The 16,003-nt window shown below is 62.1% G+C and carries 19 protein-coding genes; 12 read left to right on the plus strand and 7 right to left on the minus strand.

Annotation, left to right across the window (positions count from 1 at the left end):
- The first annotated feature begins 119 nt into the window (after positions 1-119).
- The 5 genes from QNO00_RS00250 (at position 120) to QNO00_RS00270 (ending at position 4,680) form a co-directional block, all read left to right on the plus strand.
- Positions 120-944 (plus strand): hypothetical protein, encoded by an 825-nt coding sequence (locus QNO00_RS00250; protein ID WP_284023208.1) that lies wholly within the window; start codon positions 120-122, stop codon positions 942-944.
- A gap of 65 nt (positions 945-1,009) precedes the next feature.
- Entirely contained in the window at positions 1,010-1,774 is a 765-nt protein-coding gene (locus QNO00_RS00255; RefSeq protein WP_284023209.1) for an enoyl-CoA hydratase-related protein, read from the plus strand.
- 43 nt (positions 1,775-1,817) lie between these two features.
- Positions 1,818-2,921, plus strand: a complete 1,104-nt coding sequence (locus tag QNO00_RS00260; protein ID WP_284023210.1) for an MBL fold metallo-hydrolase — start codon at positions 1,818-1,820, stop codon at positions 2,919-2,921.
- Positions 2,922-3,248: 327 nt separating this feature from the next.
- The gene (locus QNO00_RS00265; RefSeq protein WP_284023211.1) at positions 3,249-3,758 is read left to right on the plus strand and encodes a hypothetical protein; all 510 of its coding nucleotides are present in this window, start codon (positions 3,249-3,251) and stop codon (positions 3,756-3,758) included.
- A 148-nt stretch (positions 3,759-3,906) separates the two neighbouring features.
- Positions 3,907-4,680: an SAM-dependent methyltransferase gene (locus tag QNO00_RS00270; RefSeq protein ID WP_284023212.1), complete on the plus strand. Its 774-nt coding sequence runs from the start codon at positions 3,907-3,909 to the stop codon at positions 4,678-4,680.
- Positions 4,681-4,768: 88 nt separating this feature from the next.
- On the opposite strand, the gene QNO00_RS17330 is transcribed toward QNO00_RS00270, so the two are convergent.
- The 4 genes from QNO00_RS17330 to QNO00_RS00290 form a co-directional block, all read right to left on the minus strand.
- Positions 4,769-5,101 carry a GNAT family N-acetyltransferase gene (locus tag QNO00_RS17330; protein ID WP_502862889.1) on the minus strand — a complete coding sequence of 111 codons (333 nt, stop codon included), beginning with the start codon at positions 5,099-5,101 and terminating at the stop codon, positions 4,769-4,771.
- 262 nt (positions 5,102-5,363) lie between these two features.
- Positions 5,364-5,657 carry a transcriptional regulator gene (locus QNO00_RS00280; protein ID WP_283998361.1) on the minus strand — a complete coding sequence of 98 codons (294 nt, stop codon included), beginning with the start codon at positions 5,655-5,657 and terminating at the stop codon, positions 5,364-5,366.
- Positions 5,657-6,088, minus strand: coding sequence for a hypothetical protein (locus QNO00_RS00285; RefSeq protein ID WP_284023214.1), 432 nt, complete (start codon positions 6,086-6,088; stop codon positions 5,657-5,659). The genes QNO00_RS00280 and QNO00_RS00285 overlap by 1 nt, the downstream gene beginning before the upstream one ends.
- A 179-nt stretch (positions 6,089-6,267) precedes the next feature.
- The gene (locus QNO00_RS00290; RefSeq protein ID WP_284023215.1) at positions 6,268-6,732 is read right to left on the minus strand and encodes a nuclear transport factor 2 family protein; all 465 of its coding nucleotides are present in this window, start codon (positions 6,730-6,732) and stop codon (positions 6,268-6,270) included.
- Between the two features lie 287 nt (positions 6,733-7,019).
- On the opposite strand from QNO00_RS00290, the gene QNO00_RS00295 reads away from it, so the two are divergent.
- Entirely contained in the window at positions 7,020-7,367 is a 348-nt protein-coding gene (locus QNO00_RS00295; protein ID WP_229965954.1) for a hypothetical protein, read from the plus strand.
- 97 nt (positions 7,368-7,464) lie between these two features.
- On the opposite strand, the gene QNO00_RS00300 is transcribed toward QNO00_RS00295, so the two are convergent.
- Positions 7,465-8,211, minus strand: a complete 747-nt coding sequence (locus QNO00_RS00300; protein WP_284023216.1) for a formylglycine-generating enzyme family protein — start codon at positions 8,209-8,211, stop codon at positions 7,465-7,467.
- Between the two features lie 129 nt (positions 8,212-8,340).
- Here QNO00_RS00300 and QNO00_RS00305 point away from each other — a divergent pair, with 129 nt between their 5' ends.
- From QNO00_RS00305 to QNO00_RS00315, 3 genes are all read left to right on the plus strand, one after another.
- Positions 8,341-9,003 carry a GNAT family N-acetyltransferase gene (locus QNO00_RS00305; RefSeq protein WP_229965952.1) on the plus strand — a complete coding sequence of 221 codons (663 nt, stop codon included), beginning with the start codon at positions 8,341-8,343 and terminating at the stop codon, positions 9,001-9,003.
- 698 nt (positions 9,004-9,701) lie between these two features.
- A complete protein-coding gene (locus QNO00_RS00310) occupies positions 9,702-9,914 on the plus strand; it encodes a hypothetical protein (RefSeq protein WP_284023217.1) in 213 nt (70 codons plus the stop codon).
- 1,188 nt (positions 9,915-11,102) lie between these two features.
- A complete protein-coding gene (locus QNO00_RS00315; protein WP_284023218.1) occupies positions 11,103-11,495 on the plus strand; it encodes a DUF6176 family protein in 393 nt (130 codons plus the stop codon).
- Between the two features lie 141 nt (positions 11,496-11,636).
- On the opposite strand, the gene QNO00_RS00320 is transcribed toward QNO00_RS00315, so the two are convergent.
- Complete coding sequence (locus tag QNO00_RS00320; protein ID WP_349643457.1) at positions 11,637-12,068, minus strand: class F sortase; 432 nt, start codon at positions 12,066-12,068, stop codon at positions 11,637-11,639.
- A gap of 346 nt (positions 12,069-12,414) precedes the next feature.
- Here QNO00_RS00320 and QNO00_RS00325 point away from each other — a divergent pair, with 346 nt between their 5' ends.
- A complete protein-coding gene (locus QNO00_RS00325; protein ID WP_284023219.1) occupies positions 12,415-12,768 on the plus strand; it encodes a hypothetical protein in 354 nt (117 codons plus the stop codon).
- Positions 12,769-13,199: 431 nt separating this feature from the next.
- On the opposite strand, the gene QNO00_RS00330 is transcribed toward QNO00_RS00325, so the two are convergent.
- Positions 13,200-13,778 (minus strand): acyl-CoA thioesterase, encoded by a 579-nt coding sequence (locus QNO00_RS00330; RefSeq protein WP_284023220.1) that lies wholly within the window; start codon positions 13,776-13,778, stop codon positions 13,200-13,202.
- Positions 13,779-13,949: 171 nt separating this feature from the next.
- Between QNO00_RS00330 and QNO00_RS00335 the strand changes: the two genes are divergently transcribed.
- On the plus strand, positions 13,950-14,762 hold the full coding sequence (locus tag QNO00_RS00335; protein ID WP_284023221.1) for an SDR family oxidoreductase: 813 nt from the start codon (positions 13,950-13,952) through the stop codon (positions 14,760-14,762).
- Positions 14,762-15,982 (plus strand): acetyl-CoA C-acetyltransferase, encoded by a 1,221-nt coding sequence (locus QNO00_RS00340; protein WP_284023222.1) that lies wholly within the window; start codon positions 14,762-14,764, stop codon positions 15,980-15,982. Before QNO00_RS00335 ends, QNO00_RS00340 begins: the two co-directional genes overlap by 1 nt.
- The last annotated feature ends 21 nt before the right edge of the window (positions 15,983-16,003 follow it).

The following is a 16,003-nucleotide window of genomic DNA, read 5'->3' on the forward strand; positions in this document are numbered from 1 at the left end:
CGGCTTTAGTGGCAGGAACCTCCACTCTTTAGATCACGCCCTTATCCCGTTGGGACTTCCAAGCGTCCGGGTCTGCAGTCTGCTAGCCTGACCAAACAAGCGCTAGACAGAGGAAATCCATGCTCGCCGACCTGGCCTTCTTTTCATTTGTGGAACTCACCGACGCCTCTTCGCACGAGGCCTACAACCGCTGGCACCAGCTCGACCACCGGCCGGAAAACCTCGCGCTTCCCGGTGTGGCCTGGGGAGACAGATGGGCCCGCGTAGCTGACCCGGAGGCAGCGCTGTCGCGGGGGAGTGCAGCAGGCCGCACTGGATCAACGACCGGCGCCAACTCACCGAACGGCGCTGACGCCCTGGCCGGCACCGACTATGTCGCGATGTACTGGTTCCGGTCACCCACCGAGGAGAGCGTCACGGCCTGGAACAACCTCGGAGACGCTTCCTTTCAATGGGGCCGCGGCCCCATCATCCCCGGCGTTCGGCGTCCGCTTCTCGGCTTCTTCCGCCCCGTCAAGGGGTATGCGGCACATCGGGTGCTGGTGGATCCGGACGTGCTGCCCTACCGCCCCAACCGCGGCCTGCACCTCACCCTGACCCGCTACGCCGAGCCGCACGGACTCGACACCCACAGTTCTTTTACCTGGGAGGACACCCGGCTGATCCCGGAACTGCTCAACGTTGACGGGGTGGCCGGGGCCTGGACCTTCTCCTTCAGCCATCCGCAGCAGCACGGCACACTTCCGTTCACCGCCACATTCGCCGAACCGCCGGGCGGCCTGCGGATCAGGATGCTCTATCTCGACGAGGACCCCGGCACAACAGCTGAGTCCGTTCGAAAAGCGGAGCGCAGGCTTGAAACGGCTCCGGACGCCCCGCGGGACGTCGGCGAGGTGCTTTTCTCCTCGCCCCTGAGCACCATCATTCCCTGGCAGGACTGGTGAGCACCTCTTTGCCCGGAACGGGCAGCCGCCAGCCGACAACCGACAACAAAACCGCAGGAGCGCAGATGACGCTGACCGAAACTTCCATCAGCATTGAGTCCACCAACGGAGTGGCATGGCTGCGCTTCAACCGCCCTGACACGCTCAACGCCGTGTCCACCGCCGCCCTGGCGGAACTCGCCGAAGCCCTCGAATCGGCCCGGGACGCTGACGCCGTCGTCATCACCGGGGCGGGACGTGCCTTCTGCACCGGCGCGGATCTCGGCACCGACGTCAACGGGGCAACTGTCGCAGCAGCCGGGGAAGTGGTGTCACTGATCGCCGCCATGCCGGCGCCGGTCATCGCGGCGGTGAACGGGCCGGCTGCCGGCGTCGGGGCCTCCATCGCCTTCGCCTGCGATCTGGTGCTCGCCGCTGACTCGGCCTTTTTCCTGCTGCCGTTCCTGCCCCTGGGCCTGGTGCCCGACGGCGGTGCGACCCACGCCGTCGTCACCGGCGCCGGCAGGACGCGGGCAGCCCGCATGGCGTTCGGCGGCGAACGCATTCCGGCGGCCCTCGCCGCGGAATGGGGTCTGGTGGGCGAGGTGGTGCCGGCTGCGGAGCTGGAGGCCCGCATTGGCGAGGTGGTGAGCCGGCTGTGTTCCGCACCGCGCGCCGCGGTGACGGAAACCAAACGGCTGCTGCGTGCCGCCGAGGCCCCGGCATTGGCCGCAGCCCTGCAGCGGGAGCTGGAAATTCAGTCGGACCTGCTGGGCAGGCAGGAGTATGCCCGGGCCCGCGAAGGATTTCTGGCCCGGAAGCCGGTGGATTTCCGCGGCGAGCGCGGCTGAAGGCTGTCGGGATGTCGGACCAAGTGCTTGCTAGACTCTCGCCATGAGCAGCAATGGAGTGCGCACTGTCCGCCCGACGAGCGCCGGGCAGCAGGCGGCGCTGCAGTCCTCTCGGCTGCCCCGGCCTGAACTCGTCGCGGACAACGTGTGGGCCATAGCCGCACCCATCCCCGAAGGCAGTGTCACCTACACTCTCAGCTACGTCCTGCTCAGCAGCGACTCGGCGTGCTTCTCCATCCTGGACCCGGGCTGGGACTCACCCGGGAACCTTGAAGCCCTTCACCGTTCCCTGGGGCTGATCGGGCTTACCCTTGAACACCTCTCCACCGTCGTCGCCACCCATCACCACCCCGACCACCTCGGCATCGCAGCCACGCTCAGAGCCATGACGGGTGCGAGGGTGGTGCTCTCCCGCGAGGAGCGGGCTGTCCTGACACATCAGCTCAGCCCCGAGCTGCGAAGTCCGGCGTCGTACAGCCGGGTCCTGGAGGCATGGGGAGTACCCGCTGCACGCCGGGGCGAGCTCACTGCTGCATTTGCGCGGCCGCCGGCGTTTTCCGACATTGAGCCGGACCTGCTGCTGGACGACGGCGACGTGCTGGATCTGGGCTCCCACAGCTTAACCGCTCTCGCGACACCCGGTCACACGGGAGGCCACCTGTGCTTCGCCGACAATGAGCGCAAGCTCCTCTACACCGGCGACCATATACTGCCGCAGATCCACTCCGGGTTTGGGCTCGGTTCCCGCCCCGGAGACAAGCCGCTGCCGGACTACCTGACGTCACTGCAGTCCCTGCAGCGGTTCGGCGGATATGAGGTGCTGCCGGGGCACGAGTTCCGCTTCCGCGGACTTGACGCGCGCGCTGCCGAAATTTGCAAGCATCATCTGCGGCGCACGCAGCGGATTGCGGATCTGCTGCCGGAGCTCGGGGACGCGTCCGTGTGGGACTACGCGTGTCGGCTGCACGGAGCGGGCTGGCCCCGCCTGCACGGGTTCTTCCTGCATGCCGCGCTCCGCCAGACCGAGCTGCACCTCGAACTGGCCCGCAGTGGACTCCTCGAAGGGCTGGTTGCGCGCTGTCCCGAACCGGGAACTGAGACGAACACCGGGGACTTCCCGTCCGTTTCAGCCGGCGCCCCCGGATAGGCATTGCCGCAACAGGACCTGTGCGAAAGCCCAAGCCAGTCCCCAGGGCCGGCAGCGAATATCTTCGACGAGCTGGAGCAGCTGCTTGTCGCGGGAGGATGGCCGTCGGACGTCGCTACAAAGGCAATCGCGACTATTGAATCCCGCGCCGAGCTTGGGACGTTCACTCCTGGTCAGATGCTTAGGGAAATGACCTGTGTGCCGCGTTGCCTCGAATCGGAGTTCCTCGGCCCACGAAACTTCTTGCCTTGCTCGAGTTTCCCAAGGGATCCGCGTACGGATGTGGGATCACTTCGTCCTGGCCGTGCGCCATGTACCGTGTTGGCCATGAAGAATCTTCCGCTGTCGCTCACGCTTGCCGCTGTATCCGGTGTGCTCACCCTCAAAAGCCCGGCCGGTTGGTCCCCGGGGGCGCGCCGCGTCTACGTTCTTGCGCCCGGCGCCGCCATTGGCATCATCGCCGCGGCAGCCGTGTGGAAGGGCAGTCAGAAAGGGAGGGAGCAGGCTTCCGCCGGAAGAATCGATCTTGTCACTCCGGCCGCTTCCCGCTCCACCGACGGCGCTGCGGGCACCGCACCCCTCCCTTCCTATGTGCGCGCAGACGCCCGCCCGGCAAGGCTGCCGGCAATCGGATTGGCCGTGCTGGCGGCGACGGTGGGCATCACCGTGAGCGGGGTCTTGGCAGTGAGCCTGGTGCTGGATGAGCGGCTTGAAACATGGTTGCTCCGGCGCGGGGTGGCTCGGCCGCGGCGTGTGATGGCGGTCATCGCGGCCATGAGCTCCCTGGTCCTGGACCAGATGATGGATTCGAAGGGTCCCGAGGATGCCCGTAAGTAGAGCCGCCGCATCGCCGCCCAATGGCTAATTGACTCTCGAGCCGTCCAAGTTACCCCCATCGCCTCGGTGTCATGCCGTTCAGAGGTCCGTTGCCGGACGAGCGGATATCCCAAGCAGCCGCTTCCATGAATCGTGAGAACATCCCTGAGTGACCGACGACACTTTGCTTGAACTGCCGCCCCTATATGAGTCCCTGACCTGGCTCACCCCGCTTTCCGAGGAACGTGCCGCTCACCTTGTGGCGTTCTTGTCCGACCCGGCGCCGGCTGAGGTTCTGGACATGGGGTGCGGATGGGGCGAACTGCTACTTCGGGTTTTGACGGCGGCCCCGCAGGCACGGGGACGCGGAGTGGACAGTGCTTCCGCATCCATCGACCGGGCGAAGCAACAGGCATTGGCTCGTGGGCTGCTCAACAGAGCGACTTTTGATTCGACGCCCGGGGCAGAAGCTCAGGCTCGCCCCGCAGATGCCGTCATCTGCATCGGCGCGAGCCAGATCTGGGGGCCGCCGGTAGAGGACGCGCAGCCGCTCGACTATGCCGCAGCCCTGCGCGCCCTTCGAGCCCTGGTGCTCCCCGGCGGCCGACTCGTCTACGGCGAGGCGATCTGGTCAGCAACACCTCATCCGGCTGCTACCGCCCCTGCGGCTGGACGTGATGACGAGTACCTGACAGCGGATGCGCTACGCGAGCAGATCCGTGCCGCTGGTTTCGAGGTGGTGGACGGCGACCAGGCAAGCGTTCAGGAGTGGGACGTCTTCGAGGCCGGATATCGCGACAGGTTTACCCGCTGGCTAGAAGCACATGATGCCAGCCATCCCGCCGCAGGGCAGGTCCGTCGGCAGTATGTGGAACAGCGCGCTACATATGAACAGGGCTACCGAGGCGTACTCGGGATGGCGTATTTCTGCCTAAGGGGGTAGAAGTCCACAGCAACCCACCGTTCACCTGGCGCGCAGGCATGCTGGCGTTCCACCAGGGGATCCTCCACAGGGCGGGACTCGGTGCTCTTCAGTGAGCCCGTGCGATGGGCCGTTCCCAGAGGGTGACGGTACTGCTGAGTTTGTCGTAGTGGTACGGTTTTCCGTTCGCCGGTCGGCAGGTATCCGAGTGCTCGCCAGAATGGTTCCGCTGAGCCGCGTTCTTCTCGACGATCCCGAGCCGCAGGCGTTCGGCGGACGATTGCCGGTGAACGCGCGCAAGAACCGCGTCGTGGAGCTCTCGTCCCAAGCCCTTCCCAGGGTGGTCGCCGTGCACGATGAAAAGTCCGATATAGGCCGCGGCGGGATCAGGGTAACCGAAAAGGATGTCGGCAAAGGCGACGAGGTCGGCACCATTCCACAAGCCGGTTCCACGCTTGCCCGCGGAAAGTTGAGTGGTACGGAGATCAAGGCGCTGGGGGCGTCCGCCGGCCCCGGCGGATAGCCGGCAATCCGCTCGGCATAGTCCGGGACCGATTCGAGTAAATTCTGCAGCGCCTCGACATTGGCAGGCCCTAAATCGCGGATGGTGTTTATCACGTCACCCAGTTTGCCACCTACCGCTTGACTCCCTGAGTGGCCGTAAGAGGAACCCTAGCCGGGCAACGTTGAACAGGATTGAAATCTTAGTTGTCTGTGATCCGCTTGAGTGCCGCGATGTGTGCGGTGAGGGCTGCGTGTCCTTCTTTTGTGAGGGATAGCCACGTCTTCATGTAACGGCCCGATCGCTGCTTATCGATACGAACGTAGCCAACATCAGAGAGTCTGGTGAGCTGTCGTGAAAGCTCAGCGTCGTTCGTTTCAATTGCGTCGCGAATGGCGGCGAACTCAGCTTCGCCCACTCGGGAGAGAGCGGCGAGGATGGAAAGCCGGAGAGGAGAGAGTAGTTCTTTATCGAGCTCGGATCGTGGGTGTGCCATTAGTGGGCCGCTCGGTTTCCTGTGACGATGAAGGCGACAGGCGGGGTTGCACACAGGATTGCCGCGGGAATCCAGAAGCCCGGTACTTGCGGGTAGAGGTACATGCCTGTGATGATCGTCCCGGCGAAGAACAGAGCCCAGAAGCCAATAGTAAAAAGGTAGCGGCGAGAGAACGCCCGGTCGCGTGCTCGTGCGGTTGCGCCGACGAGTGATACCGGAATGGTTGCGGCGACTACCGCGGTGGTTCCAGCGACGACAGCACCGATCGACGGGACCAACCCAATGATGAGCAGCCCGAAGGCAGTAGCGGCGGCCAGGCTCACCATCGCGACACGCATTGCATACACATCTTTGTGCATTTTTGCGGCCAGCCGGTCGGTTTCCGCGATCGTGATAGCGGCGTCTTGGGGGCTTACCTCATAGGGGCTCACGAGCGTACTCCTTGCTACAGTGGACGGGGTATTTGCAAGCATCGCATGTACTACGCAAGCATATTCAAGGCGCGAAACTACTACCCTTCAGATCCCTTCGGCCTGGCGGTGGCTTTGTCCTTTTCGAAAGGGATCCTCCTGCGGAGCGTCCAACGGTTAGTTTGTCTATGCTCGCTGAGCTAGCGCTCAGGAACTGCCCGATCTGGTTCATCCTCAGGGCGGCCGGCGTACCACTCATGGAACTCGGAACACCGTCCCGAGTCATCAAACCGTAAAAACCACATGTTGTCGTATGCCGTGACCACGCGATCACTGCCCGGTTGGTAGAAGACTGTTCGGCCATGAGCGACAACTCGGTCACCCTCAATGGCGACCGGATAGTACTTGGCATCAAAGGACTCACCTACGAAGGCGTCGCGCTCACTCATCCATTCAGCAACGATCTCTTCGCGTCCTGATGCCCGCATCTGGAAGGGGTAGTGCCACTCAGCAGTCTCTGACCAAAGGTCCGCAATCTGTCGTTCGTCATAGGACTTCCAGGCTGCCACGTATGCATCAAGCCACTTCTGCGCGGTGACCCTGGTAATCGATACCGGAAGGATAGGGGTGTCGTGCCACTCGGGTTGTTGCAGGAAGCTCACCATCCCCAGATCATATCTAGAGAACTGACATTGGATACGTCCGTAAGCCCGTCGTTGACTGGGACAGCCGATGTCGGCCGGCGGCAGAACGGGGAACGGATTTCGGGGAAGCCGACGGTTATTTGACCCTTCTCTTTTGCCGGACGTGTTCGCAAGGCCGGGCAGTCCCGGGTGCGGCCGGTTGAGTCGGGTCATGAGCACGCGGCTGGTGCAGCTGATTGGTCGTTAGGCAGTCCCATAGACTACGTCGACGGCAGCGGAAATACTTCGAGCATGCGTTAGGACGAATAGTGGATACAGAAACACAGGTCGATGAACGAAGTGCCAGACAGCCCTCAATCATCGACCGCGTCTTTTCAATCGTCTTCTTGGTCGCGCAGCCGTTCGTCGCCGTCGTGCAGTACTTGATTATCGCCCTCGGCGCGTCCGACTGGATGGACGGAACCCGTTCAGTACCGCACTGGGCGGCAACGACTGGCATCGTTCTCGTCTTCCTCATCCCACTCGCGGCGGCAGCAGCCACGCTCGTGATGCTCGCCCAGCGCCGGATCGCGTTCTGGGTACCGCTCCTCGCGATGGTGGTTACGACCGTGATGGTCCTCGTCCTCTCCGCATATGCGCAGAAACCTGACATCTAGTAAACCTTGAACGCATCTATGTCAGACGCACACAAGGTGTTCGCTGAGAATCCTTTTCAAGGTCACCACGCGGGGTTAGCAGGGGGGAGGCCGCGTACTACTCACCTAAAGGTGTCCAGCCTGACGGTAAAGGCCCCCAAACGGTCCCTCGCTTGATGTCTGCTTGAGCTGACCAGCCCTGTGCAGATTGCCCCGTATGAAAAAGGCCATTGGCTACTCGGAGGCCGACGTCGGGATGCTTCATCCCGGGTGCTCCTCCCCGCCGCGTGGACGCCCGAACGCTCCAACGTTTGTCAGCAAAACCACCTCCACGGAAGACTCGGTAGTCTCCATATCGTGCTGGGTCGAGCAGATCCCAGCACCATTCCCAAGCGTTCCCCAGCGTGTCATACAGGCCGAAAGTGTTGGGCTGCTTCAATCCGACAGCTTGAGGTTCATCCACCTGATCGTCGGCAGTCCATGCGATCCGCTCGAGGGACCCGTAATGCGGCCCCGTCGTACCGGCCCGGCAGGCATACTCCCATTCGGCTTCCGTCGGCAGCCGGTACCCGGAAGCTTCAGTCTGCCAAGTCACATTGCCCTCATCCATTGTGTAGACGGGCACGAGTCCATCGTAGATTGATGCCGTGTTGCAGAACCTGACTGCATCCAGCCAGCTCAGATCCACCACGGGCGACATGGAGCTTGGTTTATCATCGCCCATCATCTGGGCGTATGTGGCCTCAGTAATGGGAACAACTCCGATGGAGAACGGTTCGAGCTTCACGGACCAGTGACGTCGGCGTCGCGCGACATGCAGATCCACCGCTCCTGCCGGCAGAGGGCGAACAGCGAGAGTAGCCATTCCGCCATGCTCTCACCGAAGCAAGGACGAATGTCGTATGGCGGTAGCCGATCCCTCAACGGGCCGTGCACATAGGAGGTTACGGATTTCGAGCCGGATCAACGTCACAACGTCTGGTTAGGATTAGGGGTGACCAGCCTAGCCACCTTGTGGCCACCCTTCGGATTAGTTCTCTCCACTCCACGTTTGGTTCTGCGACCGATCCAAGATGCGGACTTGCCCGCTGCAGTGGAAGCCGCGGAGGCTGGCATACATCCCCCAGGGCAGATGCCTTTTTCCCATCCGTGGACGGAGGCACGCCCTGAAGATCTTTCCGCAAACACTGCACGACGGATTTGGCGGGCACGTGCAGAATCGACACCGGAGAAGTGGGCACTCCACTTCGGAGTCTGGAGAGGCAACGACTTTGTCGGGTGTCAGGACTTGAGTGCCGAAGGGTTTGGCACACTCAAGACGGTGTCAACGGGCTCCTGGCTCCGCCAAGATGCTCAGGGCCAAGGCCTCGGCAAGGAGATGCGAACAGCAGTCATCCTCTACGCATTTGATTGGTTAAAGGCGAACACCGCTGTCTCCGAGGCAGCAGTCTGGAACTCGGCTTCTCTAGGTGTGTCAAAATCTTTGGGTTACGAGCCCAATGGGATTTTCAGGGAATCGTGGAAACCTACGGAAGTAACAGAGGTTCAGTACCTGCGCCTTAGCTCGGAAAGGTTTATACGGCCCGCCTGGAACCTCGACGTGAGAGGACACGTACGTTCCGCAGACTATCTTGGGATTCTCCTTAGCGACGGCTAGGTTCAGCCGCTGGTCTTTTTTGAGAAACCACCCACACTCACAAGGCGACCTCAAGTGCCCGTGAGCCTGTCGGCTTACGGGCACTCGATTGTGCCGTCGAATATGCTGGCGTGATGGCACCCCGGCGGCTCGGCATAATCCTTCTATGCGTTGGTGCGGTCAATGAGTTCATTGGAACCATGTTGGTCATCCAAATCCCGGCCGAGCGAGTACACACGGCGGACCAGAGTTTTTCCGTTCGGCTTGGGATCCGTTGCTGTGGTAAGTGAATGACAACCACATAGGATTTATGAATGGGCCGTAGACAGCAGTACAGCTTGGAAGCCATCCGAGACGAGATAATCGCCGCAGCAGAGGAGCTACGTGCTGCGGCCCGGACAGAGCAGGACAAGCAACGAATAGAAGTTGCCGACTGGCTCGACGAGCAATTCATCGATATCGCAGACCGAGGCATTTTGCTTGAGGCAACGCGAAAATGCTCTCACCTTGGACCATGGCGGGATGGGGTCGTTTCAAGATGTCGGCACCGCGGCATCGGCACACACGGTCAGTCGGCTGCGCAGCGCTCTGGTGCGTGGGCTCGATAGTGAATTTGGCAACTCGTCAACGTGCTCATCATGGGTCGGCAGCGTCCTGATGAGGGATCGCCTAGGCATGGCCGTGGTTGACTCCCTATCTGAGTTGCCTAGGCTGGCCAGATGGAAACTGAAGCGGAACCGGGATACCTCGGAATGCCCAAAGGCTGGTTCTACCGCGCTCTAATAGGGGGAATGATTTTCGGCGCAATATTCGCAGGTGTTACTCAACAATGGTGGATTATGACCATCACCGTTCTTATAGCTGTTGCTGTTGGCAGCGCCTGGTCCGTTCTGCGACGTCGGCGATGTGACAACGTGGTAAAGGGTGACTGACATCCGCACAGTAAGTTCACCAATCGTTCTGCGACATACCAACTATTTCCTACCTTACAAATGGTCGCATCCACGGCCAAAGACTGCCCACCGCAGGCATTCCGAGCGCCCGGTGATGGACCGGCTTACGGACGCTTGCGCGAATGGCATTAGCATCACACTCATGAGATCCATACGTCCTTGACCTGTTCCTTTTGCTCGCCTCGCGGTTATCGTCACGAGCCTGATGTTGTTGATCGCCGTCTTCAACGTTTTTGCCAACACAGACAGAGTCGCCACATGGCTTCCCCTCTTTGTCATGATGCCGTGGCTGCTCTACATGGGTATATGGAGTTTGCGGAACCAGAATCGAACGTAGCCGGATTAGAGTTGCGTTCGTCCCTTCAGCCCGCCCGCAGGCCGATCCCTCAGTGATCGTCCAGAAGCGATTAGTTTCGAGTATTGCGGAAATCTGCAAGGACCCAATGTAGTGTGCGGAAAACAACGTCAGCACTGCAGGCCTCGTCGCGAGGAAATCATGATCAAGCGGGGGAATCGTCGTTTCGTCTTACTACTTGCTGCCATTGCGGCGGTGGTTGCAGGCGTTGTGGCAATATTCTCGCGGCCGGGCACCCTGTGCTGATTTTGTTGCTGTGGCGGGTGAATGCAGTCTTGGGCCGTCGCTGTCCACCATTATTGTGGCGGTACTCCTCTGGAGCCTAGCGGTATCGCTTTTCTACGTATGGTGGAGCGACGATCGGCGAGCGTGAAGGCGAGCTCAGGATCCCGTCGCTAGTGTCTTTTGCCTTCGTCTGGCCCCAATGGCGTCCGCTCTTGTTTGCCCCGATTCATGAAAATCAGCCGAAATGACCACGCGAGGATCAAGATGGCACCAATAGCTACGAAAAATATGTTTGGCCCCGTCCATCCCTCATAACTTAGGCGCAGGATGGGCGGGAGAAAAACGCATACGCCGACAAGGATTCCACACCAAGCTTGGAACCTATTTCCATAACGGGACGAGGATGACGGGCTCAAGTTCTGACCTGCCGCTGGGGCTCACGCATACCAGGAGTCTAATCACCACGTTGATTTTTGATAGACCTGTCCGCAGCCGACCGGCTTACGGGCAGGACCGGGGCCGTGACCAGTAGGATCAAGCGGTAAATATGGCCGAGAAAAGTTAAGGAGCCGTGAAAGGTTTGGGTCATGCGTGTTGAGCTAACTAGATTCCGTGTTCAGGCTGGGAAACAGGAAGAGGTAGCTGAATGGATGGAGTTCTTGCGGTCGCATATGGAGGCTGTGCAGGAGACCCTCGAGCCAGAGCAAATGTACGTGGAAACGATCTTCTCGGAGACTCTCGACGGCATCGACTATCTCTATTGGTACAGCGTGCGGGGCGAGGGCGGTACTGACCTTTATGAGTCTTCGCACTGGCTTGATGCCAAACACATCGAGTTCTGGAAGTCCTGCATTGATCCTGCTTTTACTCCTGTCGACCTCACTGCGCAGGTGACGATGATGCCCGCCCGTGTCATCGACTCCATGCATCCGCTGCCGCAGAACCAATCTCCTGGGTCCATACCAGAGCGGAAACACTGAGCGGATGAGCCGGTCGCAGGCCTGCGTCTCGCTGGAGGATCCGCTTACGAGATCAGCCGGCCATGAAGTGCCGTGAAACCATCCTGTCTATTATTGCGACCAAGACCGCTGAAGCTATGGCTTCAGCGGTCTTTTGTGCGTTTAGGGGACTGTGGTTGGGGCTGCGGTAACGACGGTGTTGTGCGTGTATTCGAGGATGCTGCCGGTGTTGTCGATGGGTCCGCCGCACGTGATGAGGACGAGCTGGGGCGGGCCGACGGGGGCGAAGAGCCCCTGGGGGAGTCCGGTCTTGGTGAGGGTTTGTGCGGTGTTCGCTTTGTATTCGTGTCGGGTCCCTGTGGTGTCCGTGAGGTAGACGGGGGTTCCTTTGGCGATCTTGGCGAGGGGTGCAAGGGCACCGGGTGAGCCGTCTGCGAAGTTCACATGTCCGGCTATGACGGTGGAGCCTTCGGTTGCGCCGAGGGCGGCGGCTGCGGCGGCTCCTGTGTACCTGGTTGTTTTCTCCGAGGTCGGAAGGATGAGGGCCCCGGAGGTGTCTATGTCGGATTCGGTGACCGGCGCGGTGATCCCCAGGGGGGATAGCGATGGTGGAGGGCGGCATTTCCGGGGGGCGGTGTGGTGCCGGTGTAGGTGCTGGGGTCTGCTGCGGTGAACGGCTTGGCGACGGTGGGTGCCTGTTGGTAGGCCAGCGGTTCTCCGAGTCCCTGGCTACCGGCATAGATGGCGGTTGTGCCGCAGAGCAGGGCCAGGACAGCCAGTGCCGGGCGTAGGTACTTAGCGGATTGGCCGCGGCGGGTTGCGGGGTTTGGGCTGGCTGTTTCCTTTTCGGGGAGCGACATTCTGCGAGCGCACCTTTCGGGGTGCTTAGAGGGTGAGAGGGCGCCGGAAAGGGTGCCTACATGAGGAACAGGTGACGTGGGTGCGTGAGCGGGATGTTGTGCGGGAAATCTTCCCGGACGGAATGGACACCTGGTGCGAGGACAAGATCCTGTTGGCCGTGGTGAGTAACGCTGACCGTTACGGCATCGCTACAGGCAATGTCACGGCTAATGGGACTCCGGAGCCCTTGGGGATCGAGGAGTTGGCTAAGCAGGCGCAGGTGCCCCTGACAGTGGCGCGGGCTGCTGTGGCCAATTTGGAGGCTTCACGGGCGCTGACCCGCTTTGAGTCCAAGGGCTCTGACGTGTGGGTGCTGGCAGCTCCGGAAGATGATCTGGCTGTCCCTGGGCCAAGCCATACCGAATGCCCCAAGATCAGCGAGGAAGGACAGTAATGGCAGAACAACACAGCCGTATTGGTTCTACAGCCGAAGTCCGCCGCGAGGGGGAGTCGTGGGTGTCGGCTGATGGCACCCGGACAACCAGCGCGAAAGCAACGCTGGAGCTGCTGCGCAGCTCTCGGACGGCTGAGCAGTTCCCTGTCCTTGTCACTGTCTTGGACGGTGATGAGACGTATGTTCTCAAACTCGGTGCTGACGGTACGGCCACGCTTGTTGAAGAGGGACAAGATGCTAAGACAGGGCAGCGGATCTGGGCCGCAGCGCGCGAGCGTTGGTGGGCGATCCCGGCTGCCGCTACTTTGCTTCTTTCGTTGTTCCTCGTTCCCGCTCTCGCGGGTTCAGGGGAAAAGAGTGCTGCCCCGGAGAGTGGGAGCGGAGATTCTGCGGCGGCGGTTGCCGGTGATGTTCTTTGGACTATTCCCGACTCAGCCAAGCTCGTTGGAAGCACCGCGGATCTGGTGGCTACGTATGACGATGGCAAACTTAGTCTCCGCGAGGGACGTTCCGGTACGGAACAGAAGTTCGGTCCTTTTGAGGTTCCCAGCCAGCCGACTCGGGTGCTTGGACCGGATCTGATCGCGGCCACACCTCGGGGGTGCGGATGGGTCGCTGATCCGGAGAGACGGTGACGAGCCAGTTTGAAGCGGTGGCGACGTGTCATCGGCGTACCGCCACATCTCAAAGTCAAAGCGCACCGAGGACGTGCCGATTTCGCCGACCCGGAGTTCAATCGTCATCTCCTCAAAGAGCCGGGCCGCGCTGAGGTAGTCGCACCGGGTTGCCCGCGAGACGGTCGACCAGCCAAACCGCTCCAGCAGCGTGTCCTGCCGCAGGCCGTTCAGGCACAGCCATTCCGTCTGCAGGGCCTCCATCCGGGGAAACCATGCTGCGTAATAGAGGATGCCGGCGGGGTCAGTGTCCGCGTAGCTCAGCCGCTGCGTGTGCTGATGCAGCGGCGGACGCCGTTCGGTCACCGGTGCTGCGTTCAGGGGAACCGCTCCCATGAAGTGTCCTCGTTGTTGTGGGTTGCGCGAGGCGCCAACCAGTGCTCCGCCATGGACCGTTCCGCCCAGATTACACAAGCAAGTGTTTGTTATGGTGAAGCGCGACAACCTAGCATTTGCTTGGTACAGTGTGAACCATTCGCGCCGTCGCGAAGAAAGGGCAGGGAACCGATGTCGATAACAATCGATCTCACAGGATGGGTCGTACTCGTCACAGGAGGTGCCCGGGGCGTGGGCGCGGGCATCGTCGACGCGTTCGTCGGCGCCGGCGCCGTTGTGGAGATTTGCGGCAGGACAGAACCTGAGCCGTCGGCCTCGACGCGGCCGGCAGTGCATTTCAGCTGCGTCGACGTGCGCGACGACGAGCAGGTGCGCGCGTGGGTGGCCGACGTCGTCGACCGCCGCGGGCGCATCGACGTCGCCGTCAACAATGCAGGAGGGTCGCCGTTCGGGCGTTTTGAAAGCGGCTCCGCCCGCTACCAGCGCGCCATCACCGAACTGAACTTCCTGTCAGCGGCGCACGTGGTCAGCGCGGTGCATCCCATCATGATGGCGCAGGAACAGGGCGGATCGATCGTCAACATCACCTCCATCAGCGCCCGCCGCCCCAGCCCCGGCACCGCCGTCTACGGTGCCGCGAAAGCCGCGCTGGAAAGCCTGACCAGCAGCCTGGCCGTGGAGTGGGCACCGCAGATCAGGGTGAACGCCGTCAGCTGCGGGCTCGTCGCCACCGAGGGCGCCGCGGACCACTACGGCGATGCCGACAGCTACGCCCGCGTGGCAGCAACGATTCCGCGCGGACAGCTGGCCGATCCCGGCGAGGTGGGCGCCGCCTGCGTCATGCTGGCCTCACCGCTGGCCAGCCACATCACCGGCGCAGTGCTCGACGTCGACGGCGGCGGCGAATGGCCCGCTTTCCTGGCGCACACTCCGAACGCCGACATTCTCAAACCTCATGAAGCAGAAGTAGAAGGAGCACACTGATGACTGAAGCAGTAATTGTCTCTGCAGCACGTTCACCCATTGGCCGCGCCAACAAGGGATCACTGCGCGGGATGCGCGGCGATGACCTTGCCGCCCAGATGATCCGTGCCGCACTGGACGCCGTTCCCGGGCTCGATCCGGCTACCATCGATGACCTGATGATGGGCTGCGCCCAACCGGCGGGGGAGCAGGGCTACAACATTGCCCGTATGGTCGCCATGCAGCTCGGCCTGGACAGCGTTCCGGGAACCACTGTGCACCGGTACTGCTCATCCTCCCTGCAGACCACCCGGATGGCGCTCCACGCGATCAAGGCCGGCGAGGGCGACGTCTTCATTTCCGCAGGCGTGGAGACTGTCTCCCGCTTTGGCTTCGGCAAGTCCGACGGCATGCCCGACACCAAAAACCCCGCGTACTTCGACGCCATGGAGCGCACCAAGGCCCTGGCCAAAGACGCCGACGCGCGCTGGAGCGATCCGCGCGACCGCGGCGAGCTGCCGGACATCTACATCGCCATGGGTGACACCGCCGAGAACGTGGCCCAGTTGCGCGGAGTTTCCCGGGAGGCACAGGACGAGTGGGCAGTGCGCAGCCAGAACCGCGCCGAAGCCGCCGCGGCCCGCGGTTTCTGGAACAGGGACATTACGCCCGTCACCCTGACCGACGGCACCGTTGTCTCAACCGACGACGGTCCCCGCGCCGGCGTGACGATCGAAAAGCTCTCGACCCTGCAGCCGGTGTTCCGCGAACACGGCACCGTTACGGCGGCCAACTGCTGCCCGCTCAACGACGGCGCCGCTGCCCTCGTCATCATGAGCGACCGCCGCGCCGCCGAACTGGGACTGACTCCGCTGGCGCGCATCGTCTCGACCGGCGTCGCGGCGATGTCGCCGGAGCTGATGGGGCTGGGCCCCGTTGACGCAGTGCGCCGTGCCCTGGCCAACGCCAAGATGTCCATCGGCGACATGGACATCATGGAGCTCAACGAAGCCTTTGCTGCCCAGGTCCTGCCCTCGATCGACGACATCGGCATCGACCCCGACAAGGTGAACGTCAACGGCGGCGCCATTGCCCTGGGTCATCCCTTCGGCATGACCGGTGCGCGCATGACGACAACGGCAATCCACGCCCTGCAGGAGCGCGACGAGCAGTTCGCGGTTGAGACTATGTGCGTGGCCGGCGGCCAGGGCATGGCCATGATCCTGGAGCGGCTGAGCTAGCTTCCGCACAAGCGTCACCGA

This window comes from Arthrobacter sp. zg-Y1219 (genome assembly GCF_030125545.1).
GTDB lineage: Bacteria > Actinomycetota > Actinomycetes > Actinomycetales > Micrococcaceae > Arthrobacter_B.